Raw genomic sequence first — 26,453 nt, 5'->3', positions numbered from 1 at the left:
TTTCCATTGCCACCGTGCTACAGAGTAAACGCCTGGCGTGTGAATTATTTCACAACGATAAGCCCGCTTGCGTCCTTTGGCAAGCGGATTTTCGATCTATCTAACGCACGCACGACGAGGAGACCGATTCGTTCCCTTCATGGAGCGAGCGGCCGCGCACAGGACGCGAGTGAACGGGCCTGTTCGCGAACACCAGTCACATGCGGCACCCTTGCACGTTGCCGTTACGAGATCACCGTCCTGACGGCCAGCGCGATCAGCAGCAGGCCGCCTATGATTCCCGCAGTCCGACTGAACCTGAGTCCCAGCGCGTGACCAAAGACCAACCCGACGACGGTCATCGCGGCCGCCACGATACCGATGACCACAGCCGGATAGAGAATGTCCACACCCACCAGCGCCAGAGACAGCCCGGCTGCCAGGGCATCAATGGAGGTCGCGAACATCAGCGCCAGCAGGCTCAGGCCGCGGGTAGGGTCCCCCTTCCACTGGCGCTGTTCGGGCCTGAACTGCTCCCAGATAAGCCGGCCGCCAATGGTCAGTAGAATGGCCCCGGCTACCCAGTTACCGGCCGACCCGACGAGATCAAATATGACCGCCCCAGCCTCCCAGCCAATTACCGGCATGCCGAACTGCGCGAAGCCGAAATGGAATGAAAGGCGAAAAACGGACCAGCGCTCCAACTCCCCTGCCCGAACACCGACCGCCACCGCCACCGCGAAGGCATCAAAGGCCAGAGCAAAGGCAAGCGCTATAACATTTACTAAATCCATCAGCCTGTATCGACCCGTTGACAGCCCTTTGCAGGATGACCTGCCCTGCTCCGCCAAGAAACAGTCCCGGCCGCCGGCTGGCAAGTCCGGGATGAGCCGCCGGTGCGCGAAAAGATCACTCAAGGCCCTAAAAAGCGGAACAAAAATGTCGAAAAACCGGTTAGATTATACTTTACAAAAGAGTAAACTTTTTGTACAATAGGTGGGAACGGCTGTAAGCGAAAGCATGTAACCGTATGAGAATTACAGCAGTAGAGGAATACGGGTTGCGCTGCCTGATCAGCCTGGCGCGAGTCGGACCCGGCGGCCAGCTCTCGATCTCTGAAATCGCCGAAATCGAGGGACTGTCCGTGCCGTACGCGTCCAAGCTGTTATCTATCCTGCGCAAAGCGGGGCTTGTCGTGGCCGAACGGGGGCGCGGCGGCGGATTCAGCATTGCCCGCCGCCCGGAGGAGATTACGCTGTATGAGGCACTGACCGCGCTGGGGGGACCGCTGATCGATCCCAACCACTGCGGCAAATACACCGGGCAACTCGAAACCTGTGTGCATGGTGATCGATGCTCGGTCCACGGGGTGCTCGATGGCTTGGCCGGGTACGTGCAGGCGTTCCTCTCCAACGCCAGCCTTCGTGACGTTCTGGAAGACGCCCCGGCGCCGGCAGAACGGTTCAAGCAGGGTGTGAAGGCGGGCTCGGATGCGCCGGCCGACAGCGCGGGCAGCAGTCCGCACGAACGGCACGAAAACCGTTACAAACGCACAACTCAGGACAAGGAATAGACACAAGGAACAGATGATGAGTCATAAACGAGCACTGCTGGCGTTCAAGAACGTACGCGTAGAGATCGAGGGCAAGGAAGTTGTCTCGGGGGTGTCACTGACAGTGCACGCCGGAGAGGTGCACGCCATCATGGGGCCGAACGGGTCAGGCAAATCCTCTCTTTCCAACGCCTTGATGGGCCACCCGTCGTACCGGATATCGCAGGGCGAGGCCTTTCTGGACGGCCGGAACCTTCTGGAGATGGAAGCCGACGAGCGGTCGCGGGCCGGGCTCTTTCTGGCTTTCCAGTATCCCCTGGCGATCCCGGGCGTGTCGGTGGCCAATTTCATGCGCAGCGCCCTGCAGGCACATCGCGGCAAGGACGCCGACATGACCGACTTCAGGAAGTTGCTCAAGAGCAAGATGAAGGAGCTCTCAATCGATCCCTCGTTTGCCACCCGGTACCTCAACGACGGTTTCTCCGGCGGGGAAAAGAAGCGGGTGGAGATCCTCCAGATGTCGGTTCTCAATCCGAAGATGGCCGTTCTGGACGAAACGGATTCGGGGCTCGATATCGACGCCCTCAAGACGGTGGCCGATGGAATCAACCGGTTCAGCGGGGCCAATAACAGTGTATTGATGGTAACCCACTACCAGAGGCTCCTGAACTACGTCAAACCCGACTACGTGCACGTCATGATGAACGGTCAATTTGTGACATCCGGCGGCCCCGAACTGGCCCTCAAACTGGAGGAGCAGGGTTACGACTGGGTGGAAAAACAGTTCGGGCGTAAGGCGGAGGTCAGCGATGTCTAAGCCCGCGCAGGACCAGAGGCGCGACCTTACGGCGCTCAACGAGGATTACGCCGCCAGGTACGGGTTTCGGGACCCGGTGGACTACTTCCACAAGGGGGCCAGGGGCCTGGACCATGAAGTAGTGGAAATGATCTCCCGGATGAAAAAGGAGCCCCGCTGGATGAGCGAGCGCCGCCACGAGGCTCTCGAAGTGTTCTACTCCAAACCGATCCCGCAGTGGGGCAATACGGAACTGCTCAGTGAGATCGACTTTGATAACATTTACTATTTCATGAAGCCGATCGAGAAGCAGCAGACGAGCTGGGATGACGTCCCCGAATATATAAAGAAGACGTTCGACCGGCTCGGGATACCGCAGGCGGAGAGAGATTTTCTCGGCGGCGTCTCGGCCCAGTATGAATCCGAGGTGGTCTACCACTCGATGCGCGACGACCTGAAGAAGCAGGGGATCGTCTTTCTCGACATGGACAGCGGCCTGAGAGAGCACCCGGACATCGTCGAGAAGTACTTCGGCTCGATCATTCCCACTCGCGACAACAAGTTTGCGGCCCTGAACACCGCCGTTTGGTCCGGCGGTTCGTTTATCTACGTTCCGCCCGGGGTCGACGTCAAGGTCCCGCTGCAGGCATATTTCCGCATCAACGCCGAGAATATGGGCCAGTTTGAGCGGACGCTGATTATCGCCGACAAAGGGGCCCGGGTGCACTATATCGAGGGCTGCACGGCGCCGGTATACTCGACCGATTCTCTGCACTCGGCGGTGGTGGAAGTGATCGCCATGGAAGGCGCCAGCATCCGGTACACGACCATCCAGAATTGGTCTCGTAACATTTACAACCTGGTCACCAAGCGCGCCTCGGCTCACAGCAATGCCACCGTCGAATGGGTCGACGGCAACCTGGGGTCGCGCCTGACGATGAAATACCCCTGCATCCAGTTGCTGGGCGAAGGGGCCCGGGGGGAGATCCTCTCCGTCGCCTTTGCCGGAAGCGGCCAGCACCAGGACGCCGGAGCCAAGGTGATTCATGCGGCCCCGCGCACGTCCTCGCGGATCACGTCCAAGTCCATCTCCAAGGACGCCGGCCGGGCCTCGTACCGCGGCCTCGTCAAGGTGCACAAGAACGCCCATAACTCCAAAGTATCGGTCGAGTGCGACGCCCTGCTGATCGGCCAGGAAGCCCGCAGCGACACCTACCCTACCATGGAAATCGACTGCGAGCAGGTGCGTGTCGAGCACGAAGCCCGGGTCTCCAAAGTCGCCGAGGAGCAATTGTTTTACCTGACCAGTCGCGGTCTGAGCGAAGACGAAGCCCGGCTCCTGATCGTCAACGGCTTCATGGAGCCGTTCACGAAGGAATTGCCGCTCGAGTATGCGGTCGAGCTCAACCGGTTGATCGAACTCGAAATGGAAGGGTCAATAGGCTGATCATGAGTACCGGCAAGACTGAATATACGATCCCGGACGCCGCTCCGGCTCTGGAACAGGGGCCGCTCTGGCTCAGGCAGAAACGGCGGTCGCTGCAGGAGAGTTTCAACAGTACCCCTCTGCCTCGCCGGGGTCTGCACCTGTGGCGGTACACCGATCCGGCGAAGTTTCTCGCCAAACCGTCCGAAGACGATACGCCTTTCGGCGATCACCATGACGCCGTCGAGGAGATCGAGCTGGAACATCTGAGATCCGGACACCTGGCAGGGCTTGTGACCGATCTCGGGGGACGTCAAATCAAGAGCTACGGGCTGGATCAACCGGCGTCGCAGGGCCTGGTGGTCATGCCGCTTTCAAAGGCGGTCGAGCAGCATCATGATCTTGTAGAGCCCTATCTGTACGGCCTGGTCAACAGCCAGACCGGAAAGATGGAAGCGATGAACGGGGCACTGTGGAATGACGGCATTTTCATTTTCGTGCCCGACAACCGCGTTGTCGAAAAACCGATCCATCTGCTGCGGGAAGCCGGCCCGGCCGGTTCCGTCCAGTATCCCAGGCTGCTGGTCGTGGTCGGCAGAAATGCCGAGCTGACCCTGATCGACGAGTACGGCGGCGGCTCCTCCAACGACGGAACCGGGCTCTCGTATGCCAACGCCGCCGTGGAGATGTTCGGGCTTGCCGGCAGCCGGACCCGCTACGTGACGCTGCAACGGCAGGGGCCGGGCATGCGGGCCTACCTGACGCACCGGGCCAGGATCGAACGTGGTGCCAACATGCTGACCATCCCCCTGGTGTTCGGCGCGACCCTGTGCAAACAGAACTTCGGCGTCATCATGAACGGCCAGGGGGCCGAGAGCAAGATGTACGGCCTCCTCTTTGGGACGGGCCACCAGCATTTCGACAACCACACTCTGCACCACCACGCGCACGGCCAGACGGTATCGAATATCGACTTCAAGGTAGTTCTCCGGGACCGGGCGCAATCGGCCTACACGGGGCTGATACGGATAGACAGGCACGCCCGCGTTTGCGAAGCGTACCAGGAAAACCGCAACCTGCTGCTCAGCCCGGGCACGCGGGCCGAAACCATTCCCGAGCTGGAGATACTCAACGAGGACGTGAGTTGCTCGCACGGCGCGACGCTGGGCCCCGTTGATCCGGACTCTATCTTCTACCTGGCCAGTCGCGGGATCAGCCGGGATCAGGCCGTGCGGATGCTCGTGTCTGGCTTTGTGGCTCCGACGCTGAAGCTGGTGCCGGACGACCTGCGCGACCGGATTACGGCGTTCGTGCTGCGGCGGCTCGAGGACATGTAGACGATGGCTGAATACGTCAAGGTAGCGTCGGTGGCCGACATTCCCGAGAGCACGCTCAAGGGGTTCGAAATCGGCCCTCACCGGTTCGTGATCGTCCACGCGGCCGGAGGTTTTTACGCGGTCGTCGATGAATGCACGCACGAATCGGTGCCGCTCAGCGAGGGCGAGATAAGCGACGGCCAGCTTGTGTGCCGTGCCCACGGCGCCAGGTTCGACCCAAAATCGGGGGCCGTCACCGCTCCGCCGGCGGTCGTACCGGTGGAAACACTCGAAGTGAAGGTCGAGGGAGACAGTATTTATGTCGCGCTCGAAGACTAAGCGAAGGAACGACATCCCGGGGGATACAATATGACACCGGATTCTTCAAACAGGCCGTTTACGGTAAGCGACAGGCGGGCGGGACTGGACGTAGAGAAAATCAAGGCTGATTTCCCCATCCTGGACCAGCAGGTGAACGGCCATCGCCTGATCTACCTGGACAACGCGGCAACCTCACAGAAACCTCGGGCCGTGATCAACGCGGTCATTGAATACTACCGCAAGAGCAACGCCAACATTCACCGCGGCCTGCACACCCTGGCCGAGCGGGCGACCAATTCATACGAGCACACCCGCGCTCACACGGCCGGCTTCATCGGCGGCGTCAGGCCCGAGGAAGTCGTGTTTACACGAGGCACCACCGAGTCGATCAATCTCGTCTCCTATAGCTGGGGTGATAAGCACGTCGGTGAGGGCGACGAAATCGTCATCACCGAGATGGAACACCACTCCAACATGGTCCCGTGGTTCATGCTGGCGAAAAGAAGGAAGGCCGTGCTCAAGCGGATTCCGATCACCGTCTGCGGTCACCTCAACCTGAGCGATATCGACACCATCATCACGCCGCGCACGAAAGTGGTTGCGGTCGCTCACATGTCCAACGTGCTCGGGACCATCAACGCGGTGTCGGACATCGCCGCGGCAGCCCACGCCAGAGGTGCGGTCGTTGTCGCTGACGGCGCCCAGGCGGCGGCCCAAATGCCAGTCGACGTCAAGGAACTGGGCGCTGATTTCTACGCCTTCTCGTCGCACAAAATGCTCGGGCCGACCGGGGTCGGCGTCCTGTGGGGCAGGCGCGATTTGCTCGATGACATGACCCCGTTCAATTTCGGCGGCGAGATGATTCGCGAGGTGCGCTTTGACCGCGTGACCTGGAACGATTTGCCGCACAAGTTCGAAGCCGGGACGCCTGACATCGCCGGGGTTATCGCTTTCGACGCTGCCCTGACGTACCTGGAAGAAATCGGCATGGAGCACGTGCGCGAACACGAGATCCAGCTGACCCGGTACGCCATCGAACGCCTCTCCGCGATCAAGGGCGTCGAGATCCAGGGACCGCAGGACTTCGCCAACCGCGGCGGCGCGATCTCGTTCACGGACGCGAATATCCATCCGCACGACATCAGCACCTTCCTGGACTCCAAGGGGATCGCCATCCGGGCGGGCCATCACTGTGCCCAGCCCCTTATGCGCACCCTCGGAAAGGTTGCCACCGCCCGCGCCTCCCTTTATATTTACAACGACGAGGCCGACATAGACGCCCTGTGCGAGGCGCTGCTGGAGATGAGGAGATACTTCGGCGTATGAGTTCCTCCCTGAACGAAATGTACCGCGACATCATTCTTGACCATTACCGGGCTCCCCGTGGCAGGAAACCGCTGGAAAAATCCGACATCTCCTCAGGCGGGCAGAATCCCGCCTGCGGCGACGAAATCGACATGGAGATTGAACTCGAGAATGACGTTCTGAAGGACATCCACGTCGACTGCCGGGGGTGCGCCATCTCGGTCGCCTCCGGCTCGATGCTGGCCGAAGCGGTCAAGGGGAGGACCTTCGAAGAAGTAGGGAAACTGGCCGAAGTCGTGCGAAGCATGCTCAAGGGCGAGGACGCCGACCTTCCCGAGGAACTCGAGGACCTCGAAGCGCTTCAGGGCGTGCGCAAGTTCCCGGTGCGCATCAAGTGCGCCCTGTTGGCATGGATTACCCTGATTGAAGGTCTGAAAAGCTACCAGAGCGGGCAGCCGGCAGGCAGGACCGACGTGACGACGGAGGACAGCGAATAATCATGGCCGCACCGACCAGCGAAGCCGTGCTGGACGCCCTGCGTTCGGTCCAGGATCCGGAGATACGCATCGGCATCGTCGATCTCGGGCTGGTTTATGATGTTGTGATCGGCGACGGGGGCGAAGTTACGGTGAAAATGACCCTCACCACCCCCGGCTGCCCATACGGTGAGATGTTGATGACGGCCGCGCACCGGGCGGTCGACCAGGTGGAAGGTGTTACGAAGGTTGAGATCATCCTGGTCTGGGACCCGCCCTGGGACCCCAGGGAAATGTGCTCCGATCTCGCCAAGGATAAACTCGGCATCTGGTAGAAAGCCACAGCCGGAGCCGCCCCGGTATACTCCTCCGCTTCCGCTTTCCCCGAATTCCCCCGGTTGCCGGGCCGTGACTTTCGGTATGGGTGTGCCCAATCGGCCGGAACCATTGACCGCAACCCAATGTTTCGTATGTGAGCGGTTTCTCGCAACAACCCTTAAGAAACAGATACAGTCGTCAGAATGGAACACAGTCAGCAAAAGCCCGATGTTGCGTCACTGCGCATAGACAGCGAAAAGAAGTTCGGCGACCATCCCCGGAGCAAAGCGTGGTTGTGGGGCGTGGTTCTCATTGTCGCGGCTGCGTCCGTGGTCGGTTATTTGATACTAAAGCAGGCCGTCATACCGGCGGTGCAGGTCAGGACGGCATTTGCGCGCCCGATGAGCCCTTCACAGGCTGCGGCTGAGCTGGTCGCAACGGGCTATGTAGTGGCTCAACGCAAGGCCGAGGTGGCCTCCAAAGGGACCGGTCGCCTGGAGTACCTGGGGTTCGAGGAAGGCGATCGGGTTCAGGCCGGTGAGACGATCGCCGCCCTGGACAACGAGGACATCAGGGCCAGCCTGGAACTTCAACAGGCCAACCTGAAGAGGGCGGAGGTCGACACGCTCGATGCGGGCCGCAACTATCGCCGACAGAGAGAACTGCTTCGTTCCGGCGCGGTCACCGATTTTGAGCTCGAAGCCGCCGAGGCTCGCTACAGAGCGGCGCTGGCTTACGTCGACGCCATGGCGGCGGCCGTCCGGGTAGCCGAGGTCAATCTTGACAACACTTACATCCGGGCGCCCTTCAGCGGCACGGTACTGAGCAAGAATGCCGACGTCGGCGAGATCGTGGCGCCGTTTGCCTCCTCTCCCACGTCCAAGGGCTCAGTCGTGACGCTTGCCGACATGACCTCGCTCGAAGTTGAAGCCGATGTCTCGGAGTCAAACATATACAAGGTGGAGGTCGGCCAACGCTGTGAGATAGTGCTCGATGCATATCCCGCTGTGCGCTACCCTGCTTACGTGAAGAAGATCGTCCCGACGGCCGACCGCGCCCGTGCGACCGTGCTAACAAAGGTGGCTTTCACTGAGATAGACGCGCGCGTGCTGCCGGAAATGTCGGCCCGTGTGACTTTTCTGCCGAACTCCGCGCAGCCCGACTCGAGCGTGCAGACTTCCGCCCTGGTCATACCCAGAGAAGCGGTCACCGTTCGTGACGGCGGCCGTCTGGTGTTTCGTGTCGACGGTGGGCGGGTTTCAGCGGTTGCAGTCTCAATCGGCCGCGACCTGGGCACGGTGGTCGAAGTCACCGGCGGACTGGAGGCAGGCGACCAGGTGGTTCTGTCACCTCCCGGCAAAATGAAGACCGGTCAGAAAATCGAAGTATCAACCTGAAAGTTCGGGTAATTCATGGAACAATCGATAGTCAACGTGGAAAACGTTTCCAAATCATATTACCGCGGCAAGCTGGAAATCCCGGTGTTGCGCGGCATAAACCTGACCATTCCTCGCGGAGAGTTTCAGGTCCTCATGGGCCCGTCAGGATCGGGCAAGACCACCCTGCTGAACCTGCTGGCCGGGATCGACCGACCGTCGGCAGGCCGCGTGACCGTTTCCGGCAACGAGATTTCCGGTATGAGCGAGTCGGCTCTGGCCCGCTGGCGCAGCCATCACATCGGCTTTGTGTTCCAGTTTTACAACCTGATGCCCGTCCTGAACGCCTTCGGAAACGTCGAGCTTCCCCTTCTCCTGACCAGGCTGAACAAGGTTGAGCGCAGGCGCCAGGTCGAGGCCGCATTGTCCATAGTCGGCTTGCAGGACCGCATGAAGCATTACCCGAACCAGCTTTCGGGCGGCCAGGAGCAGCGCGTGGCCATCGCGCGCGCCCTGGTGACTGACCCGAACATCATCCTGGCCGACGAGCCCACCGGTGACCTGGATAAGCAGTCCGCCGAGGACGTTATGGACCTGCTCGTCCGCCTCAACCGGGAGTATCAGAAAACCATAATCGTCGTGACGCACGATCCGCGCGTGGCCGAGAAGGCGCACGCCATCCAGCATCTGGATAAAGGGGAGCTGGCAGCCGCGTGAGGGTCTTTCAACTCATAGTGAAAAACGCCACCCGGCACTCCCTGCGGACGTCGCTTACGATCCTCGGGGTGGCTATAGCGGTCACGGCCTTTTGCGTGATCCGGAGCGCCATCGACGCCTGGTATCTGAACTCGCGGGCGGCCTCGCCCGACCGGCTGATCGTGCGGAACGCCGTGTCGCTCATCTTTGATCTGCCCCTTGCCTATGTCGACAGGATAGCCGACGTGCCGGGTGTCACTGGTGTCACGCATTCGACGTGGTTCAACGGCATCTACATCGACGAGAAGAATTTCTTCGCCAAATTTGCAGTCGACCACACGACCTTTTTCGACCTGTACCCGGAATACGTCATCCCGCCCGATCAGTGGGAAGCCTTCACCAGGGAGCGCAACGCCGCGATCGTAGGGCGCCGTCTCGCCGACCGGTTCGGCTGGGAGCCGGGTGACGCGGTGCGCATAATCGGCGACATCTACCCCGGGAACTGGGATTTCATAATTCGGGGCGTGTATACGGGCGCGCGTGACGATATCAACGAGTCACAGTGGTTCTTCCGCTACGACTATATTGACGAGCGAATGAAATCCGAGGCGCCCGCGCGGGCCGGACACATAGGGGCCATTGCCGTCAAAACCGATGACCCGGGTCGGGCCCCCGAAATGTCCCGGGCGATAGACGCGTTGTTCAAAAACTCCTTGGCCGAGACCAGGACCGAAACCGAAGAAGCCTTCCGCCTGTCGTTCGTCTCCATGTCGAGCCAGATAATTCTTGGCCTGCGAGTCATTTCGCTACTGGTCATCGGCGTTATCCTCCTCGTGCTGGCAAACACCATGGCCATGGCGGCCAGGGAGCGAACCAACGAGTACGCTCTTCTGAAGACGCTTGGCTTTCGCCCCTTCCACATCATCGGCCTGGTTTTTGGAGAGTCAGTTTTCGTCGCCGCGTCCGGTGCCGTCCTCGGACTGGCCCTGGCGTTCCTGGTGCTGCCGCTGCTGGAAGCCGGCGCCGGGGGGTTCCTGCCCAGAATACCACTGACCGAGACAACCCTGATATTCGGTGCGGCCGCCGCCCTGGCGGTGGGCCTGCTTGCGGCCGTCTTCCCCACCCTGCGAGCACTCCTGACACCGGTAGTGGACGGCCTGCGGCCTATCGACTGAAGGTACTTTTATGCTCGTACTGCTCCATTACTCCCTGCGCAACAGCTTTGCCCGCAGGCTCACGTTTATCCTGACCCTCACTGGAATCGCCCTGGTGGTTCTCGTCTTCTGCGCGGTACTCATGCTCTCGCACGGTTTGACTCAGGCCCTGGTGGAGACAGGCGAGGCGCCCAACCTGGTGGTCCTCCGCCAGTCGGCCAGCACCGAGATCGTCTCCATACTCGGGCGAGACCAGGCCGACGTTGTAAAAGCTGACCCGGCCATCGCCGTCAGCCGGTCCGGAAGGCCCCTGCTGGCCGCCGAGATGGTAGTCCTGATAAACCAGCCAAAACGTTCAGGCAGTGCCGAAAGTAACATAACCGTTCGCGGCGTAAGCGACCTCTCAATGGAGATCCGCCCGGGCGTGAAGCTTGCCGAGGGGCGGATGTGGCGTCCCGGGACCTCGGAGATCATCGCCGGAATCAAGGTGGCGCAGAATTTCAAAGGCTGCGGCCTGGGTGAAACCGTCAGGTTCGGCATGCGCGACTGGACGGTCGTGGGGCTGTTCGAGGCGGACGGGTCCGGCTTTGAATCGGAAATCTGGGGTGATGTCGACCAGCTCATGGACGCCTTTCAGCGGCCGGTCTACTCATCTTTTATTCTGCGGCTCGACAATCCGGCCGACGGCGATCTTCTGAAAACCAGGCTGGAATCAGACCCTCGGCTCACGGTCGAGGTGATGCCGGAGATTGAGTACTATCGTCGCCAGTCCCGGTCGTTCACGACTTTCATCGAGATTCTCGGCATGGCCATCTCCATCATATTCTCCCTCGGTGCGATAGTCGGGGCCATGATCACCGCCTACGCGGCGGTGGCCAACCGGATGCGGGAAATCGGCACCCTGCGTGCTCTCGGCTTCGGCCGTTCGACGGTCCTGGCGACCTTTCTGGTGGAATCGTCATTTGTCGGTCTCGCCGGGGGACTGGCGGGCGTTCTGCTGGCCAATGTTTTGCAGCTGCGTGACGTTTCGACGACGAATTTCGCGACTTTCGCCGAGATATCGTTTTCCTTCTCCATATCGCCCGCCATCGCCGTCAAGGCCCTCGTATTCTCGCTGATAATGGGCATTGCCGGCGGCTTCCTGCCGGCGGTGCGGGCATCCCGGCTGCGAATTGTGAATACGTTGAGACATAAATGAGATTCCTTAAACTATGAGGCTTGCGAACCGGTGAACTTACGCATACGCAAATCCGGGTACCGATCGCTGAAACCACGCCGGCGGGCGAACAACCGCTTGCCTGTCACAGCGGATGTTTGTATTCTAAGAGGTACTCGCTGGTTTTGGCATCAAGGACTGTGTAGACGATGAAATCGGACAATCACGAACAGACGAAGAGGCGGGAATCCTTGAAGCAGCGGGCGGGCAGAACGCTTTTTGACTGGTGGCAGAAGCTGTTCGGTGCACCGTCCGGATGCAGCCCAAGACCGGGTGAACTTCCGAACGAAATGCACCAGTGCTCGCTTCAGGGCACGGCCGGCCAGGAATACCTGCACTGCCGCCACGGCCGTCTCCGGAAAGAACTGGTCCGGCTGACCCGGCGGCCCCGCGTGAGCGGTGACGGAGGAAGAGTGAATCCGCGCCTGTGCCCCATCTGCGGTCTGCTGCCCCCGGGAAGCCAGGACATCGAGTACGCGCTCAGAGTCCGGTTTCTCAGCGGCCAGGACTATGAGTACTTCTTCCAGGGACGGTGGGAGCGTGACTGCTATCGGATCACGGATTCCGTTCTCAGCGTATACTTGAAAGATTCCACGGTGCACCATCCCCTGCACGCGGTCGCCAGCGTCGAGTTCCGTGTCCGCAGAATACGACCGAAGCCCCCGGAAGTAGTGGAAGCCGAACGCATAATCGGCACCGGCAGGCAGAGTACGTAAAAATTACATGGGCGACGGCGGCTGCAGACTAAGCCGACCTCACGTACCATCCGCAAGCGCGCCCGGTGGCTTCTCAGGCCAGGAAACAAACATTTAGAGCAAACGGCCGCGGGTCAGGCCGAATGCAGGATGATTCTAAAGCGCGTGGTAACTGCAACCGAAAAGACTAACATGCCCTTTGAGATCAAGGACTGCACGCTGGTCTCGCGGATGGCCGGAGTTGATACCGCTCTGAATCTCCGGGAACTCAGGGAACGCCTTCTCCTGTGCCCGGTGGAATGCCTTTTTCACCATTTTTGCGAGACCGTGATTCGGCCTTCGTTTGACGACCCGGAGTACCGCAATGACTTTGCCATCTGGGCATCACGCGGTCTGCGCGACCGGGTTCTGGCCGAGCGGCTTGGCATCATTAATCCGTACGTGCTGCCCGATCTGGAGACGCTTCGGACCATGGTGGTCGACCTGATCGATGAACGCCTCAGCGAGGTCCAGCACATTCCGTGGGTTCAGAAGGGCGACGATTTCCGCTTCATGCAGGCGGTTACGGTGGTCTTTAATACCAATCGCAAGCTGTTTTCCCCCCAGGACCTACGCAGGAAGCTGCCACGCCTGAGCCTCAGTTCCATCTACTACCACTTCGTGGAAGCACGCCGTCGGATACCGGACCACCAAGATGACTTCACGGCCTGGCTGAGTGGTTTCGGGGAAGGCACCGAGGCACTGATCGGGGCCCTTCGGGGGATCGATTTTTACTTCCTGACCCTTCCGGAGTTAAAACGCCGTCTTATTGGCGCTGTAGAAAACGTCCTGTCGCTGGAGCCGGCCCGTGAAACGAGTTCTTAGAGGCTACGAGGCCGTTGCCGGGGCCAGCGCTATATCTCAGCTCAGGCAACTGGCCAGAGACGTTGCCGGCGCGCAGGTGGTGCACGTGAATTCGACCCGTCTGGGCGGCGGCGTGGCGGAAATCCTCAACTGGCTGGTTCCTCTCATGAACGACCTGGGCCTGAACACCAGGTGGGAAACGGTTGAGGGACCGCCCGAGTATTACCAGGTGACCAAGGCGTTTCACAACGGCCTGCAGGGCAATGATGTCCACCTTACGCGCCAGATGCTGGACCTTTACGAGCAGACGGCGGCGGCCAACGCCGAAAGCCTGCGGCCTGTCCTTGAACAGGCTGACTTTGTATTCATTCATGATCCGCAGCCGGCCGCCCTGCTGGAATTATGCGGCAACCGCCGGGGCAAGTGGATCTGGCGCTGCCATATCGACGTGAGCCGCCCCAACCGCAAAGTCTGGAACTATCTCCGGGAAAAGGTGTCAGGATACGATGCCTCTGTCTTCTCCATGCCGGATTTCGCCCAGTCGCTGAATCATCCCCAGTTCATCATCGCCCCCTCGATCGACCCGCTGAGCGACAAGAATCGCGAACTTACCGAAAATGAGATCTCTTCGACCCTGGAGAGCCTGGGTGTCCCGCAGGACTTACCCATCCTCACCCAGATTTCCCGCTTCGACCGGTTCAAGGACCCGGTCGGCGTCATCCAGGCGTTCACCCTGCTGAACAGTTCGATCAACGCCCGCCTCGTTCTGGCGGGCGGCGGCGCCACTGACGATCCGGAGGGAGCAGCCGTGCTGGACGAAGTGAGAGATTGCGCCGCCGGAAACGATCGGATTCACATTCTGGATCTGCCGGCCAACGCTCACCGGGCCATCAACGCTCTGCAACGGGCCTCGACTATCATAATTCAGAAGTCGACCCAGGAGGGTTTCGGCCTCACGGTGACGGAGGCCATGTGGAAGGGTAAGCCCGTAATCGGAGGCAACGTCGGCGGTATTCGTCTTCAGGTTCACAATCACCATACGGGGTATCTGGTGAACACGCCCGAAGGGGCGGCGTTGCGGATTCGCGAACTGCTGCGCAACCCGCAGAAAACCACCTGGATGGGGCAGACCGCCCGGAGGTTCGTAATCGAGAATTTCCTCCTGACCCGCCACCTCCGCGAATACCTCACCCTGATGCTTGGCGTTCGCAAGGGATTTGCCAATCATCTCATGGCGAGTTAACTTACCCTTCATGCGGCTGCTCAATCCCGATTTTAACCTCGACCACTTCTTCGACGTGCTGACCCGGTCGAATCGGTCGGCTCTCATGCTGGATTACGATGGTACGCTGGCACCGTTCGTCCCCGATCGTGATCGGGCCGTACCATACCAGGGCATTCGCGAACGTCTCAACCGCTTGCAGGGCGTGACGGCCACCAGGCTCGTCATCGTAAGCGGTCGCCAGGCCAAGGACATAATCCCGCTGCTTGCTCTCGATGGCACGCCTGAGATCTGGGGAATGCACGGGGCCGAGCGACGTCTCCCCGACGGCACTATTCAGGTCGTGCAACTGCCGCCGGAGGCTGCGGCCGGATTGGACCGGATCGACTCATGGGCAAAAGAAGCCGGCCTGACCTCTTTGGTCGAGAGGAAGGCAACGTCGCGGGCCTTTCACTGGCGCGGACTGCCCGCATCGGAAGGACGCGAGATTCATTTACGCGTTACCGGAGCATGGAGCGAGACGAGCGCGACCTTCGGCCTGGAAGTACACGAGTTCGACGGCGGCCTTGAGTTGAAAGTTGCCGGAATAGACAAGGCCCGTGCCGTCGACCAGGTGATCGGCGAGCTGCCGGCTGATGCCCCGCTGGCTTATGCCGGTGATGATCGCACCGACGAGGATGCGTTTGCGGCCCTGGCCGGCCGCGGGCTGCGAGTGCTGGTGCGAACTCAGCAGCGCACGACCGCCGCCGATCTGTGGCTGACTCCACCGGAAGAATTATTGGCTTTCCTTGACCGGTGGTTGCAATCGGTTGAGTAACAAGAGCTTGCCTCTCTCCGCGAATATCACCAATCTCCCCTGAGGCTTGCGCCGGGAGCGGCAAACCAGTATCTTGGGAGCGTTGACAGGGCTTTAATGATAATCGCCGACGTACATCATCAGTGTTTTGCCAAAGCCTGAAACCTGGCAACGACGAACAGCAAGGAGCATTTAGATGACCGGCGGAAGATTGCTCGTCGTGTCTAACCGCCTCCCGATCGCAATCTACAAGGACGGCGACGAGTGGAAGGTTAAGGCAAGCCCGGGAGGGCTGGTAACGGCCCTGGCGCCCATCATGCGGCGAAATCGCGGCGTCTGGGTCGGCTGGCCGGGCTGCCCGCCTGAGGCCCCCGCTGCGGAACTGCTCGAGGCTTACAGCCGCACGCATGATTACGACCTTAAACAGGTCGTGATCAGTGAAGAGGAGAACGCAAGATATTACCGCGGTTTCTCCAACAAGAGTCTGTGGCCGCTTTTCCACGATCTCTTGGGGCAGTTCTCGTTTGACACCGACAACTGGCAGACGTACGTACAGGTGAACCGGCGATTTGCCGAAACCGTCCTGGCAAACATCGGCGAAGACGCCTTAATCTGGATACATGATTATCAGCTTCTTCTGGCGGGCCATTTCCTGCGCGAACTGGGCGTCCGGCAGAAACTGAGCTTCTTCCTGCACATCCCGTTCCCCTCCGTGGACCTGTTTCGGCGCCTGCCGTGGAAGCAGGAGTTGCTTCAGTCCATGCTTGATTATGATCACCTCGGTTTTCAGACGGCGCGTGACCGGCGTAACTTCATCCAGTGCCTGAAGTGGCACGTACCCGAGGCGCAGCGCGGAGCCTACAAACGCCAGTCCGTGATACGGTACAATCAGCGCGAAATCATCCTCGGGCACTACCCCATCAGCATCGATTTCGACGAGTTCAGCGAGGGCGCGAAGGACGGCGCGGTGGCCGACGCCGCCTGGTACCTGCACGAGAACTTCCCTGAGCAGACACTTGTGCTGGGGCTGGACCGACTGGATTACACTAAAGGGATTCCGGAACGTTTCCTTGCTTTTGAAAAGATGCTTCAAAAGTACCCCGAGGTGCACGGCAAGATTACGCTGCTCCAGATCGTGGTGCCTTCACGCCCCAACGTCTCGGAATACCAGCAGCTGAAAGGGGATCTCGACGCCCTCGCGGGCCGCATAAACGCGCGGTTCTCACGGCAGGGCTGGGCTCCCATTCATTACGAGTTTCGCGAACTGGACAGAACGCAGTTACTGGGGCACTACCGAGCGTGCGAGATTGCGTTCATCACTCCGTTGCGGGACGGCATGAATCTCGTGGCCAAGGAGTACTGCGCCGCGTCCATCGACAACCAGGGTGTGCTTGTCCTGTCCGAGTTCGCGGGCGCGGCCGACCAGTTGGGCAGAGGGGCGTTGCTCGTAAATCCGTACGATCTGGAGGGGACTGCGGACGCTGTCTACTCTGCCTATATCATGCAGGCGGAGGAGCGTCAACGTCGGATGCGCCTGTTGCGCTCAGAAATCAGACGCAACAACGTGGCACGCTGGGTCGAATGGTTCCTCGGTGCCGACCGACCGGCCGCCAAGGAACCCTCGCAGTTCCTTCACACTACCGAGTAGCCCCCCCGCTCACCACGTACCACTGAGTCCCGGACTTTCAGCCCCCGGCCCTGGCCGGCCTCTTACCACCATACCTGTTGGCCGCCTGCAAAAGTAAAGATGCGCTCATTCTCACGATTCGAACCCTCAGGCACAAGCCAGTACAGGGCACCTGACGGCACGCCGTCAATCACCATCGGCCCGCCGTCGGCAATCGACGTGCCCGCCGACTGCCACCCGTCACTCCAGTAGAACAGTTCGTAAGCCGTCCCGGCGGTAAGAAAGACCTCCATCTCGGCGCCTGCGGCCGCCGTCGCTTTCGGCCTCGTTGCCGAAACCAGCGTCACAGAGATGGGGGAACCACTTTCCGGCCCAAGATCGGCCGGAGAGCAGTCAGAGCGGAGAATAAACGGGTCGCCGAAAGGATAGACTTCTTCGTTGAGGAACAGCGCCGGGAGGTAGGCTATGTTCGCACCCATGTCGGTAAACAGAGCGGCGCCGTTGTTGATCGTTCCCCAGTGGATGGCCTGCCACTCCCCGGAATTGAAAACACAGAGGTAAGCGATATCAACCGAATCGGGTATCGGCCCGTCAAACGTCACCGTCACGTCGCAGACGTCCGTGTAGTCGGCAGTGACGTCGAGATAGCTCTTGCCCGACAGCCAGCGGGGGATTTTCTCCTGCTTTCGTTCCTGAAAGGTCAGGTTGCCCGGCTGTTTTCCGTAAGTCTTGCGGTATACTTTGGCCATTTTGTGGGCCAAGTGGTACTCCCCGGGATTACTTTCAGCTCCCATGAACGGGATCACCTTACCGCTGCCGGTGACGATGGCATTCCAGGCATGGTTATTGCCGGCGTCGGCCCAGTAGGGTGTATAGTCACTGGTGACGGCCAGGCCGTTGGCGCGCATCGCATAGATGGTGATGTTCGTCATGTCTTCGCACCGGCCCATTTGATTCTCAAGCATTTCGGACAGGCCCTGGTCCGTGGGGTGATAGTAGTAGCGCTCGTCAAACCTGAACCAGGATCTGATGTCATCATTGATCAACCGGGCTACCGCTACGGGATCGGAGGGGTCGACCGATCCGTCGGCTACGTCCGCATACCGATCCCAGAACTCCGCGCGCCAGGGTTCGAGGGGCTCGTTGCTCCCGCGGAAAGGCAGCACGTACTCGCAAAATGCTTCGAACGAAAGCCCGGCGGCCCACGGCTTTTCCCGCCACGCGCGAAAGGCATAGTCAATCTGCGTTACCAGGAAGTCGGCCGTAATGGAATGCATGTCCGCCAAAGGTTCCCGCCGCTCGAATTCCAGCGTCCCCCACTGCGACTCCAGCGTGTCAAACGTCTCTCTGAGGGAACCATAGTCCGGGTAGTCAAGGACGTCAAAGGCTACTTCGGCCCCGGCCGAATCGTGAAGTCCATACGTGACGTAGCTGTGACCTTCCATGTTGCCGATAAGATAGTACGCCGCCCTCAGTTTCAGCGAATCAGCGGGGGCCGCATAGTTATGCAGCACCTTCTCAAGCTCGGCGCGGTTTTCTCCTGAAGCCTCGAGGACAGCCGCGACGTCCGCGGGGTACGGCCCTGCTTCTCCCGACGCGGTCACCGGGGCGGCTGTCGCGACTGACAGAAGAAACAGCGTCTGAAGACCTACCAAGCGCATCTTTACCTCCGAGTCACATGGTTCCTGCAGGAGATAGTACGCACGCGCGCGGTCGGCGTCAATAGGAGCCGCGCGCAGGTTATGTCCGTTTCCTGCCCGCAGCCGGCCCTCGGCCACGGTCGAGACGCGCCCGGCCAAAGCATCCGGACTGGCGGCGGCCGATCCGGCGGAAAGGCAAAGCGGAATCGGCGCCTGCGCGCCGCTCACGGGCAGGCCGGTTGCAACCTCCAAACCACCTCTGAATCGGCCCAGTTCGGCCACGGCTTTGCTTGACCCGCGTCGCTCAAAACCCTTATTTGCACACAAAGTACGTTCCTGGGATCAGGATCGGAGGCTATATGAGGTTACATCTATTGACCCTGACGGCTCTGCTCGTGTGGAGCGGCACACTGCTGGCTGACGAGGCTCGCCTGCTTCGTTTTCCCGATGTCACCGGAGACAAGGTTACGTTCGTTTACGCCGGCGACATTTACGTGGTGTCTCGCGGCGGCGGCCAGGCTATACAACTGACCACGCACGAGGGTCTTGAACTCTTTCCGAAGTTCTCCCCGGACGGGAGCGCGATCGCGTTTACGGGGCAGTACGATGGCGACTGGTCGGTCTACGTGATGCCCGTCATCGGCGGCGAGCCCGTGCGGCTTACGTATCATCCCGGCATTCAGCAGACCAGCGAACGGTTCGGGCCCGAAAATGTCGTCATGGGCTGGCACCCGGACGGTTCGCGGGTTCTCTTTCGATCGCGCCGGGAGACCAACGATTGGTGGGACGGCCGAGCCTATCTGGTCAGCGTGACCGGCGGCTTGCCGGAGCCGCTGCCGATGGCCGTGGCCGGCTTTACCAGCTTCTCACCCGGGACCGACAAAGTGGCTTACTGCCCCATCCATCGCGATTTCCGGACCTGGAAAAGGTACAAGGGGGGCATGGCGCAGGATGTCTGGATCTTCGACCTGAACAGCTTTGAGGCCGAGAAGATCACCGACTGGGCCGGCACGGACAACATGCCCATGTGGCACGGGGACAAGATCTATTTCAATTCCGACAGAACCGGCACGCTGAACCTGTACTCGTACGACGTTCCCACCGGGGAGCTTCGCCAGGTAACATCGTTTACCGAATACGACGTCCGTTGGCCCAGCCTCGGCCCGGACGGCATTGCGTTCGAGAACGGCGGTTACGTCTACGTGCTGGACCTGCCGTCGGAGGCGCAGCACAAGCTGAACATCTCCCTGACCACCGACCGCCACGCAGTGCGCCCCGAGTTCGCCGGCGTGTCCGACCGGGTCATTGATTATGATATATCACCCGACGGCAAGCGGGCGGCCATGCGCGCCCGGGGCGATCTGTTCACCGTCCCGGCCAAAGAAGGTGACGTGCGAAACCTGACGGCCAGCCCGGGAGCCAACGAGGCATACCCCCGATGGTCTCCCGACGGCAAATGGATCGCTTATTTTTCCGATGCCACCGGAGAAGATGAGTTGTACCTGACGTCGCACGATGGTGCAGAGACGGTTCAGTTGACGACCGGCGGCGACTGTCACCGTTTCGACCCGGTGTGGTCGCCGGACAGCAGGAGGCTGGCATTCTCGGACAAGAATCTCAAACTGCACTGCGTCGATATTGAAACCAAGAAGGTGATCGAGATCGACCGGGCGAAGTACAACTCGATTCGAGATGCCGCCTGGTCGCCCGACAGCCGGTACGTGTGCTATTCCAAGGACGTCGATAGCCGCATCAGCGCCGTTTTCATGTATGCGTTCGACGATAATACCGTTCACCAGGTGACGCCGGCTCTCACCAACGACTATTCGCCGGTTTTTGACCCTGACGGCAAGTACCTGTACTTTCTCTCTGAACGCAACTTCAATCCAATCCTGAGCAGCTACGAATTTTCAATGGTATACAACGCCATCGATAACCTGTTTCTGATCGTTCTGGACGCCGACACTCCTTCCCCGTTTGCCCCCAGGAGCGACGAAGTCACGCCGACCGAAGAGAAGTCAGTCGAAAAGGAGTCCGAGAAGGCAAAACCGGACAAAGAGTCAGGCGTGAAGGTCAAGGTGGATTTCAACGGTATCTTCGACCGTCAGGTGGCGTTCGATTTGCCGGCCGGCAATTACAGCGGGCTGGCCGCCGTACCCGGCGCGGTGTTTTACGTTTCCAACCCCATCCGCGGTCTGCGCGGCAACGTGACTCAGGACGAACGGATCCTGCACAAGTACGACCTCAACGAGAGGAAGCGTCACGAGTTTCTTTCCGGTATCGGCGGGTACCGGCTGTCGGCCGACCAGCAGAAGGCGTTTATAGAGAAGGACAGCTCCTTCTACATTGTGTCAATCGAGGGAAGTGAAGCCGACCTTAAGGACAAGGCGCTCGACCTGTCCGGCATGGAAACGAGAATTGACCGTCCGGCGGAATACGTGCAGATGTTCAACCAGGTCTGGAGGGCGCAGCGAGATTACTTCTACGACAGAAACATGCACGGCGTCGACTGGGCAAAAATGCGTGACCGCTACGCCGTCCTGCTACCGTATGTGTCTAATCGATTCGACCTCACTTATATAATCGGGGAGATGGTCGGTGAACTGTGCTGCTCTCATACATATGTGGGCGGCGGCGACTACCCGTCCATACCGCCCAGCGAAATCGGCCTGCTCGGCGCCGACCTTGAAATCGACCACGCCAGCGACAGAATACGGATCAAGCGTATTCTCGTGGGCGAAAACTGGGACGAACAGCTCCGTTCCCCCCTCCGCGAGCCGGGAATAGACGTCAAAGAGGGAGAGTATTTGCTGGCTATCAACGGCGAGGAAATCACCGCCGCTACAAACCCCTACGCCCTGACCGAGAACACGGTCGGGAAGCAGATCACGTTGACGGTCAACGACCGGCCTACGATGTCGGGCGCACGCGAGGTCACGATCAAACCGCTGGCCTCCGAAGAGACGCTCCGGTATTTCAACTGGGTGGAAAAGCGACGCCGGTACGTTGACTCGCTGTCCGACGGGCAGATCGGGTACATCCACATTCCCGACATGGACGACTTCGGCCTGGTCCGCTTCAGCAAGATGTTTTACAACCAGGTACGCCGGCCCGGCCTGATTGTGGACGTCCGGTACAACGGCGGCGGCTTTGTCTCCTCCCTGATTCTCGACCGCCTGCGGCGCCCGGTTACTGCCATGGGCATGTCCCGCAACACCGTGGAACGCCCGGTTTCCGGTACCGGCCTGAACGCCCACATGGCCACGCTTACCAACGAGTTCTCCTGCTCCGACGGCGATTACTTCGCCTACTTCTTCCGCCACTACGGACTCGGACCGCTCATTGGCACGCGGACCTGGGGCGGCGTCGTGGGCATCGAAGGCTTTGACCCCCTGGTCGACGGCGGGTACTATACCGTGCCCGGAGGCACCATCTACACTTTAGACGGTAAGTGGGTCATGGAGAATATCGGCGTGGAGCCGGATATGAAGGTCGAGAACCGGCCGGACCGCCTGGCCCGAGATTACGACGATCAGCTCGACAGGGCCATTGAGTACGTGAAGGCGAAACTGAAGGAAGATCCCAAGACGTTGCCGCCGCTGCCCGATCCGCCGACTCCGCGCTGACGGGTTGCGGCGCCGGGCGGCCTTTGGGTCAGGTTTGTCGTTGTACGTGTATGAATGGATAGAGAGCTGCCACCGGCAGAGACCGATGACACTTTTGTAAGTGGTATACTGACATGAGACCGTCACAACACCTGGCCCTGGTGCTTCTGGTTTGCCCGGCCCTGGCCCTGACGCCCGGGGCACAGACTAACGACGAGACCGAGATCAGGGCCATTATCGAAGAAATCGACCAGTTGTACCGGAGTGAGTCGAGCTACTCGGAACTGGAGATGGAGGTGGTCACCCCTCACTGGCAGCGGACGCTCGCCATGGAGGCCTGGAGCCTCGGCCTGGACAGGACGTTCATTCGGATTACGTCCCCGAAGAAGGAGAGGGGCGTGGCCACCCTGCGCGTCGAGAGCGAGATGTGGAACTACCTGCCCAAGACGGACAAAGTGATCAAAATCCCGCCGTCCATGATGATGAGCTCGTGGATGGGGTCCGATTTCACCAACGACGACCTGGTCAAGGAATTCTCGTTGTTCGAGGACTACACGTACGAGTTCGTCACGGTTGAAGCCCCGGACGATAACCTGATTTACATAAACTGCATACCGCGCGAGGACTTGCCGGTGGTCTGGGGCAACGTCGTCATTGCGGCGCGGCGGGGGGATCACCTTCCCGTCTGGCAGAAATACTATGACGAAAAGGGCGCCCTTGTGCGCGTGCTGCATTACCGGGACATACGAGAGATGGGGGGACGCACGTTGCCCGCGGTCATGGAGATGGTTCCGCAGCGCAAGGAGGGGCACAGGACGCTCATCCGGTACACCAGGGTCGAGTTTGACGCGCAGTTTGAGGAAGAGATCTTTTCGCTGCGCCACCTCAGATCGCAGCGGTGAAGGACGGCGCGGCTCATGATATTCACAATCGCCCTCCGCAACGTATTCAGGCAGAAGCGGCGCACCGTTCTGACCGTGCTCACCATGCTCGGTGGGTTTGCGCTTTCGGCCATAGCCATAGCCTGGTCCGACGGCTCGTATTCGTATATCATCGACATGTTTGCACGAAACCAGCTGGGTCATATCCAGGTGCACGGCCAGGGGTACCTCGACCGGCCGTCGCTGTACAAGGTGATCGGCGACTATGACGAGGTTGGCGCCGCAATAGAGAGGGTTCCCGGAGTCGAATTCTGGGCGCCGCGGGTCTTCTGTGCCGGTCTTGCGGCAGTGGGCAACAAGAGTGCCGGAGTGAGGATTATCGGCATCGATCCGGAGAGGGAAAGCGCTGCTACGCGCTTTGACAGGAAGGTGACATCGGGCCGGAGCTTTTCGCCGTCGGCCGCCGGCGAGGCCGTGCTGGGCGAGGGCCTGGCAAAAACCCTGCACGCGGCTATCGGCGACGAGGTCGTTGTCGTGTCTCAGGCCGCCGACGGTTCCATCGCCAACGATCTGTACACGATCGTCGGCCTGGTCGCCACCGGCAGCAACATAAGCGACCAGAGTGCCCTTTACCTGCACCTGCACGATGCCCAGGAACTGCTGGTTCTCGAGGGTCGCGTTCACGAGATCGCCGTCATCGGCGATGACCTGGACGACGTGCCCGACCTGGCTTCCGACATTAAAGCCGCACTGGGCGACAACGGCCTTGCGGTCGAAACGTGGAAGGAGTTTGCAAAGTCGTTTTACCACGCCATGAAGGTCGACCAGCAGGGCAGCTGGATAATGGTGGTCATCATCGTTCTGGTCGTGGCCGTCGGAGTCCTCAATACGGTGCTGATGACGGTGCTGGAGCGGACCCGGGAGTACGGGGTGCTGCGCGCCATCGGCACGGCCCCGGCGCAGATCTTCCGGCTGGTACTGCTGGAAGTTCTGATTATGGCTGCAATCGCCGTCGTGCTCGGCGCCGCGCTCAGCTATGGCGTCAATTACGCCCTGTCGATTCATGGGATCACCCTGCCGGTGTCCTTCACGTACGGCGGCGTGGTGTTCACGAAGATGTTCACCGAGATAAACGCGCGGAGTTTCTATATACCGGGCGTGAGTGTGGTGCTGTCGGCTATTCTCATTTCCATGTTGCCGGCGACTAAAGCCGCCCGCGTAGCTCCGGCCAGGGCCATGCGGACGCATTAGGAGGCATGCATCGTGCGACTGTACATCAAACTGGCCTGGCGGAACGTGTTGCGCAACAAACGGCGCACTTTCATAGCCGGCACCGCTATCGGCATCGGCCTGGCCGCGCTCATCTATACCGACGCCCTGGTCGTCGGGATGGAGCGCAACATGATCAGGGCGGCGACGGCCTCGTTCCTGGGTGAGGGTCAGATTCACAGCGCCGCGTTTCGCGAGACATTCGCTATCGATCAGACCGTCAACAACTCGGGCCGGGTGGTCGCAGGCCTCGAATCTGACACCCTGGTTCAGAGCTTCACAACCCGCACCCTGGCCTTCGCCATGATATCGTCACCGGCCAACATGACGGCCGTGACAATGGTCGGGGTCGACCCCCGGCGCGAACCTGACCTGTCGCAGGTGGACGAGGCAATCATTGAGGGCAACTTCCTGGACGGCGGCGGCGAGCGCGATATCCTCATCGGCAACAAGCTCGCGGAGCTTCTCGAAGTCCGGTTGGGTGATCGGGTGGTGGTGACCGCGGCCCAGGCGCACACGGGCGACCTGGCTCAGGAGATGTTCCGTATCTCGGGCATCTTTTTCCTGAATATCGCCGAGATGGATCAGAGCATGGCGTTCGTCCGGCTGGGCAAGGCGCAGAGCATGCTCGACCTGGGCACGGAAGTGCACGAGATAGCCATCACCTTCGTCGATCCGAAGTACAGCCGGAACACCGCCCTGCCGTTCTGGGATGCTTATTCCACCGATGGCAACCAGGCGCTCGGCTGGCCCGAGATCCTGCCCGAGCTGAAAGCGGCCTTCGAGCTATCACGCTTCAGCACGGTGCTCGTCGGCCTGATACTGTTCGGCGTCGTTGCGCTCGGCATTGTCAATACCCTGTTCATGTCCCTTTATGAACGGATGTACGAGTTCGGCGTCATGCGGGCCGTGGGCACGAGCCCGTTCGCCATCGGCCGACTGATTGTCCTCGAAGCGGGCGCCCTGGCGGTGGTCAGCATCGTTCTGGGAGTGATCCTCGGATTTGTTGCCACCTATATCAGTATGCGGATTGGTTTCGATTACGGCGGGATTGACTTTGCCGGTGTCACGTTCACGGAGCTTCTCTACCCCGTGATGCAGGTAAGTCAATTCATATACTATCCCATCGCCGTCTTTTTGTTCACCGCCCTGGTGAGTCTGTACCCGGCTTCGTTCGCCGCAAGAATCATACCGGCCGCCGCCATGCGCAAGAGCCTGTAAGGAGAGTAGCTATGAATACACGTGTCAACAACGAGGTCGTCGTCACCGAGCAGGTTACCAAGGAGTATTCCGATAACGGCGTACCGGTGCTGGCGCTGCGCGGCGTCGACCTTACCATACGCCGGGGCGAATTCACGGCCATCGTCGGACCATCCGGTTCGGGCAAGACGACGCTGCTCAACGTAATGTCGGGGCTTGACACGCTGACGTCGGGTCAGATATGGCTGGCCGGACAGCTGCTCTCGAGCATGAGTGGCAGGAAGCTCTCTGATTTTCGCCGCGACCGCATCGGCTTTGTTTTCCAGGCCTACAACCTGGTTCCGGTTCTGACGGTTGAGGAGAACGTTGAATACATCATGCTGCTCCAGGACGTTCCCAAGAAGGAACGACACGAGCGCGTGGCCAGGGTGCTGAACACACTCGGGCTGGAGGGGTTTGCCGACCGCCTGCCGACCAGGCTATCCGGCGGCCAGCAACAGAGGGTGGCCGTGGCCCGGGCGATTGTGTCGCAACCGGCGCTGGTTCTGGCCGACGAACCGACTGCGAATCTTGACTCCAAAACCGCCGTTGAGCTGATTGAAATGATGCGATCCCTGAACGAATCCAACGGGACTACCTTCATATTCTCCACGCACGACGTGAGAATCATGAAGCGCGCCAGGCGTCTCATTGTCCTTAAGGATGGACAGGTCGACAGCGACGAAGCCAGGGAGTAGCAGAAAC

General features: G+C 60.3%; 24 protein-coding genes. 22 read left to right on the top strand and 2 right to left on the bottom strand.

Annotation, left to right across the window (positions count from 1 at the left end; genetic code table 11):
• Nucleotides 1–224 precede the first annotated feature (224 nt).
• Nucleotides 225–773 (bottom strand): manganese efflux pump, encoded by a 549-nt coding sequence (locus VMY05_10335; GenBank protein HUV31472.1) that lies wholly within the window; start codon nucleotides 771–773, stop codon nucleotides 225–227.
• A gap of 236 nt (nucleotides 774–1,009) precedes the next feature.
• Here VMY05_10335 and VMY05_10330 point away from each other — a divergent pair, with 236 nt between their 5' ends.
• From VMY05_10330 to VMY05_10250, 17 genes are all read left to right on the top strand, one after another.
• Complete coding sequence (locus VMY05_10330; protein HUV31471.1) at nucleotides 1,010–1,552, top strand: Rrf2 family transcriptional regulator; 543 nt, start codon at nucleotides 1,010–1,012, stop codon at nucleotides 1,550–1,552.
• 16 nt (nucleotides 1,553–1,568) lie between these two features.
• Nucleotides 1,569–2,348 (top strand): Fe-S cluster assembly ATPase SufC, encoded by a 780-nt coding sequence (gene sufC, locus VMY05_10325; protein ID HUV31470.1) that lies wholly within the window; start codon nucleotides 1,569–1,571, stop codon nucleotides 2,346–2,348.
• Nucleotides 2,341–3,774 (top strand): Fe-S cluster assembly protein SufB, encoded by a 1,434-nt coding sequence (gene sufB, locus VMY05_10320; protein HUV31469.1) that lies wholly within the window; start codon nucleotides 2,341–2,343, stop codon nucleotides 3,772–3,774. The genes sufC and sufB overlap by 8 nt, the downstream gene beginning before the upstream one ends.
• 2 nt (nucleotides 3,775–3,776) lie before the next feature.
• The gene (gene sufD, locus VMY05_10315; protein HUV31468.1) at nucleotides 3,777–5,090 is read left to right on the top strand and encodes a Fe-S cluster assembly protein SufD; all 1,314 of its coding nucleotides are present in this window, start codon (nucleotides 3,777–3,779) and stop codon (nucleotides 5,088–5,090) included.
• A gap of 3 nt (nucleotides 5,091–5,093) precedes the next feature.
• Nucleotides 5,094–5,408, top strand: a complete 315-nt coding sequence (locus tag VMY05_10310) for a Rieske 2Fe-2S domain-containing protein (GenBank protein ID HUV31467.1) — start codon at nucleotides 5,094–5,096, stop codon at nucleotides 5,406–5,408.
• Between the two features lie 30 nt (nucleotides 5,409–5,438).
• Nucleotides 5,439–6,716 carry a cysteine desulfurase gene (locus tag VMY05_10305; GenBank protein ID HUV31466.1) on the top strand — a complete coding sequence of 426 codons (1,278 nt, stop codon included), beginning with the start codon at nucleotides 5,439–5,441 and terminating at the stop codon, nucleotides 6,714–6,716.
• Nucleotides 6,713–7,192: an SUF system NifU family Fe-S cluster assembly protein gene (locus VMY05_10300; GenBank protein HUV31465.1), complete on the top strand. Its 480-nt coding sequence runs from the start codon at nucleotides 6,713–6,715 to the stop codon at nucleotides 7,190–7,192. The genes VMY05_10305 and VMY05_10300 overlap by 4 nt, the downstream gene beginning before the upstream one ends.
• A gap of 2 nt (nucleotides 7,193–7,194) precedes the next feature.
• Nucleotides 7,195–7,506, top strand: coding sequence for an iron-sulfur cluster assembly protein (locus tag VMY05_10295; GenBank protein HUV31464.1), 312 nt, complete (start codon nucleotides 7,195–7,197; stop codon nucleotides 7,504–7,506).
• Between the two features lie 186 nt (nucleotides 7,507–7,692).
• Nucleotides 7,693–8,886: an efflux RND transporter periplasmic adaptor subunit gene (locus VMY05_10290; protein HUV31463.1), complete on the top strand. Its 1,194-nt coding sequence runs from the start codon at nucleotides 7,693–7,695 to the stop codon at nucleotides 8,884–8,886.
• A 15-nt stretch (nucleotides 8,887–8,901) separates the two neighbouring features.
• On the top strand, nucleotides 8,902–9,582 hold the full coding sequence (locus VMY05_10285) for an ABC transporter ATP-binding protein (GenBank protein HUV31462.1): 681 nt from the start codon (nucleotides 8,902–8,904) through the stop codon (nucleotides 9,580–9,582).
• Nucleotides 9,579–10,736, top strand: a complete 1,158-nt coding sequence (locus tag VMY05_10280) for an FtsX-like permease family protein (protein ID HUV31461.1) — start codon at nucleotides 9,579–9,581, stop codon at nucleotides 10,734–10,736. The genes VMY05_10285 and VMY05_10280 overlap by 4 nt, the downstream gene beginning before the upstream one ends.
• 10 nt (nucleotides 10,737–10,746) lie before the next feature.
• Nucleotides 10,747–11,913: an ABC transporter permease gene (locus VMY05_10275; GenBank protein HUV31460.1), complete on the top strand. Its 1,167-nt coding sequence runs from the start codon at nucleotides 10,747–10,749 to the stop codon at nucleotides 11,911–11,913.
• A 167-nt stretch (nucleotides 11,914–12,080) separates the two neighbouring features.
• Entirely contained in the window at nucleotides 12,081–12,647 is a 567-nt protein-coding gene (locus tag VMY05_10270) for a hypothetical protein (protein ID HUV31459.1), read from the top strand.
• Nucleotides 12,648–12,791: 144 nt separating this feature from the next.
• Nucleotides 12,792–13,490, top strand: coding sequence for a DUF5752 family protein (locus tag VMY05_10265; protein ID HUV31458.1), 699 nt, complete (start codon nucleotides 12,792–12,794; stop codon nucleotides 13,488–13,490).
• The gene (locus VMY05_10260) at nucleotides 13,474–14,712 is read left to right on the top strand and encodes a glycosyltransferase (GenBank protein HUV31457.1); all 1,239 of its coding nucleotides are present in this window, start codon (nucleotides 13,474–13,476) and stop codon (nucleotides 14,710–14,712) included. The genes VMY05_10265 and VMY05_10260 overlap by 17 nt, the downstream gene beginning before the upstream one ends.
• A 10-nt stretch (nucleotides 14,713–14,722) precedes the next feature.
• Nucleotides 14,723–15,508 (top strand): trehalose-phosphatase, encoded by a 786-nt coding sequence (gene otsB, locus VMY05_10255; GenBank protein ID HUV31456.1) that lies wholly within the window; start codon nucleotides 14,723–14,725, stop codon nucleotides 15,506–15,508.
• Between the two features lie 175 nt (nucleotides 15,509–15,683).
• Nucleotides 15,684–17,135 (top strand): trehalose-6-phosphate synthase, encoded by a 1,452-nt coding sequence (locus VMY05_10250; protein ID HUV31455.1) that lies wholly within the window; start codon nucleotides 15,684–15,686, stop codon nucleotides 17,133–17,135.
• 62 nt (nucleotides 17,136–17,197) lie between these two features.
• On the opposite strand, the gene VMY05_10245 is transcribed toward VMY05_10250, so the two are convergent.
• Complete coding sequence (locus tag VMY05_10245) at nucleotides 17,198–19,006, bottom strand: transglutaminase-like domain-containing protein (GenBank protein HUV31454.1); 1,809 nt, start codon at nucleotides 19,004–19,006, stop codon at nucleotides 17,198–17,200.
• A 107-nt stretch (nucleotides 19,007–19,113) separates the two neighbouring features.
• On the opposite strand from VMY05_10245, the gene VMY05_10240 reads away from it, so the two are divergent.
• From VMY05_10240 to VMY05_10220, 5 genes are all read left to right on the top strand, one after another.
• Nucleotides 19,114–22,380: a S41 family peptidase gene (locus VMY05_10240; GenBank protein HUV31453.1), complete on the top strand. Its 3,267-nt coding sequence runs from the start codon at nucleotides 19,114–19,116 to the stop codon at nucleotides 22,378–22,380.
• 113 nt (nucleotides 22,381–22,493) lie between these two features.
• A complete protein-coding gene (locus VMY05_10235; protein ID HUV31452.1) occupies nucleotides 22,494–23,261 on the top strand; it encodes an outer membrane lipoprotein-sorting protein in 768 nt (255 codons plus the stop codon).
• Between the two features lie 15 nt (nucleotides 23,262–23,276).
• Nucleotides 23,277–24,491, top strand: a complete 1,215-nt coding sequence (locus VMY05_10230; protein HUV31451.1) for an ABC transporter permease — start codon at nucleotides 23,277–23,279, stop codon at nucleotides 24,489–24,491.
• A 12-nt stretch (nucleotides 24,492–24,503) separates the two neighbouring features.
• Entirely contained in the window at nucleotides 24,504–25,730 is a 1,227-nt protein-coding gene (locus VMY05_10225; GenBank protein ID HUV31450.1) for an FtsX-like permease family protein, read from the top strand.
• 11 nt (nucleotides 25,731–25,741) lie between these two features.
• Nucleotides 25,742–26,446 (top strand): ABC transporter ATP-binding protein, encoded by a 705-nt coding sequence (locus tag VMY05_10220; GenBank protein ID HUV31449.1) that lies wholly within the window; start codon nucleotides 25,742–25,744, stop codon nucleotides 26,444–26,446.
• Nucleotides 26,447–26,453: the final 7 nt, after the last annotated feature.

This window comes from Acidobacteriota bacterium, assembly GCA_035529075.1.
In the GTDB taxonomy this organism is placed as follows: Bacteria; Zixibacteria; MSB-5A5; order GN15; family FEB-12; genus DATKXK01.
This window is presented reverse-complemented; position numbering and strand designations above follow the sequence as displayed.

What these genes read in the sequence shown, in the direction of transcription:
- VMY05_10295 (HUV31464.1), top strand. Translation starts at nt 7,195, where the DNA reads ATGGCCGCACCGACCAGCGAAGCCGTGCTGGACGCCCTGCGTTCGGTC.
- VMY05_10270 (HUV31459.1), top strand. Translation starts at nt 12,081, where the DNA reads ATGAAATCGGACAATCACGAACAGACGAAGAGGCGGGAATCCTTGAAG.
- sufC (HUV31470.1), top strand. Translation starts at nt 1,569, where the DNA reads ATGAGTCATAAACGAGCACTGCTGGCGTTCAAGAACGTACGCGTAGAG.
- VMY05_10335 (HUV31472.1), bottom strand. Translation starts at nt 773, where the DNA reads ATGGATTTAGTAAATGTTATAGCGCTTGCCTTTGCTCTGGCCTTTGAT.
- otsB (HUV31456.1), top strand. Translation starts at nt 14,723, where the DNA reads ATGCGGCTGCTCAATCCCGATTTTAACCTCGACCACTTCTTCGACGTG.
- VMY05_10290 (HUV31463.1), top strand. Translation starts at nt 7,693, where the DNA reads ATGGAACACAGTCAGCAAAAGCCCGATGTTGCGTCACTGCGCATAGAC.
- VMY05_10220 (HUV31449.1), top strand. Translation starts at nt 25,742, where the DNA reads ATGAATACACGTGTCAACAACGAGGTCGTCGTCACCGAGCAGGTTACC.
- sufB (HUV31469.1), top strand. Translation starts at nt 2,341, where the DNA reads ATGTCTAAGCCCGCGCAGGACCAGAGGCGCGACCTTACGGCGCTCAAC.
- VMY05_10300 (HUV31465.1), top strand. Translation starts at nt 6,713, where the DNA reads ATGAGTTCCTCCCTGAACGAAATGTACCGCGACATCATTCTTGACCAT.
- VMY05_10230 (HUV31451.1), top strand. Translation starts at nt 23,277, where the DNA reads ATGATATTCACAATCGCCCTCCGCAACGTATTCAGGCAGAAGCGGCGC.
- VMY05_10275 (HUV31460.1), top strand. Translation starts at nt 10,747, where the DNA reads ATGCTCGTACTGCTCCATTACTCCCTGCGCAACAGCTTTGCCCGCAGG.
- VMY05_10305 (HUV31466.1), top strand. Translation starts at nt 5,439, where the DNA reads ATGACACCGGATTCTTCAAACAGGCCGTTTACGGTAAGCGACAGGCGG.
- sufD (HUV31468.1), top strand. Translation starts at nt 3,777, where the DNA reads ATGAGTACCGGCAAGACTGAATATACGATCCCGGACGCCGCTCCGGCT.
- VMY05_10310 (HUV31467.1), top strand. Translation starts at nt 5,094, where the DNA reads ATGGCTGAATACGTCAAGGTAGCGTCGGTGGCCGACATTCCCGAGAGC.
- VMY05_10240 (HUV31453.1), top strand. Translation starts at nt 19,114, where the DNA reads ATGAGGTTACATCTATTGACCCTGACGGCTCTGCTCGTGTGGAGCGGC.
- VMY05_10235 (HUV31452.1), top strand. Translation starts at nt 22,494, where the DNA reads ATGAGACCGTCACAACACCTGGCCCTGGTGCTTCTGGTTTGCCCGGCC.
- VMY05_10330 (HUV31471.1), top strand. Translation starts at nt 1,010, where the DNA reads ATGAGAATTACAGCAGTAGAGGAATACGGGTTGCGCTGCCTGATCAGC.
- VMY05_10285 (HUV31462.1), top strand. Translation starts at nt 8,902, where the DNA reads ATGGAACAATCGATAGTCAACGTGGAAAACGTTTCCAAATCATATTAC.
- VMY05_10250 (HUV31455.1), top strand. Translation starts at nt 15,684, where the DNA reads ATGACCGGCGGAAGATTGCTCGTCGTGTCTAACCGCCTCCCGATCGCA.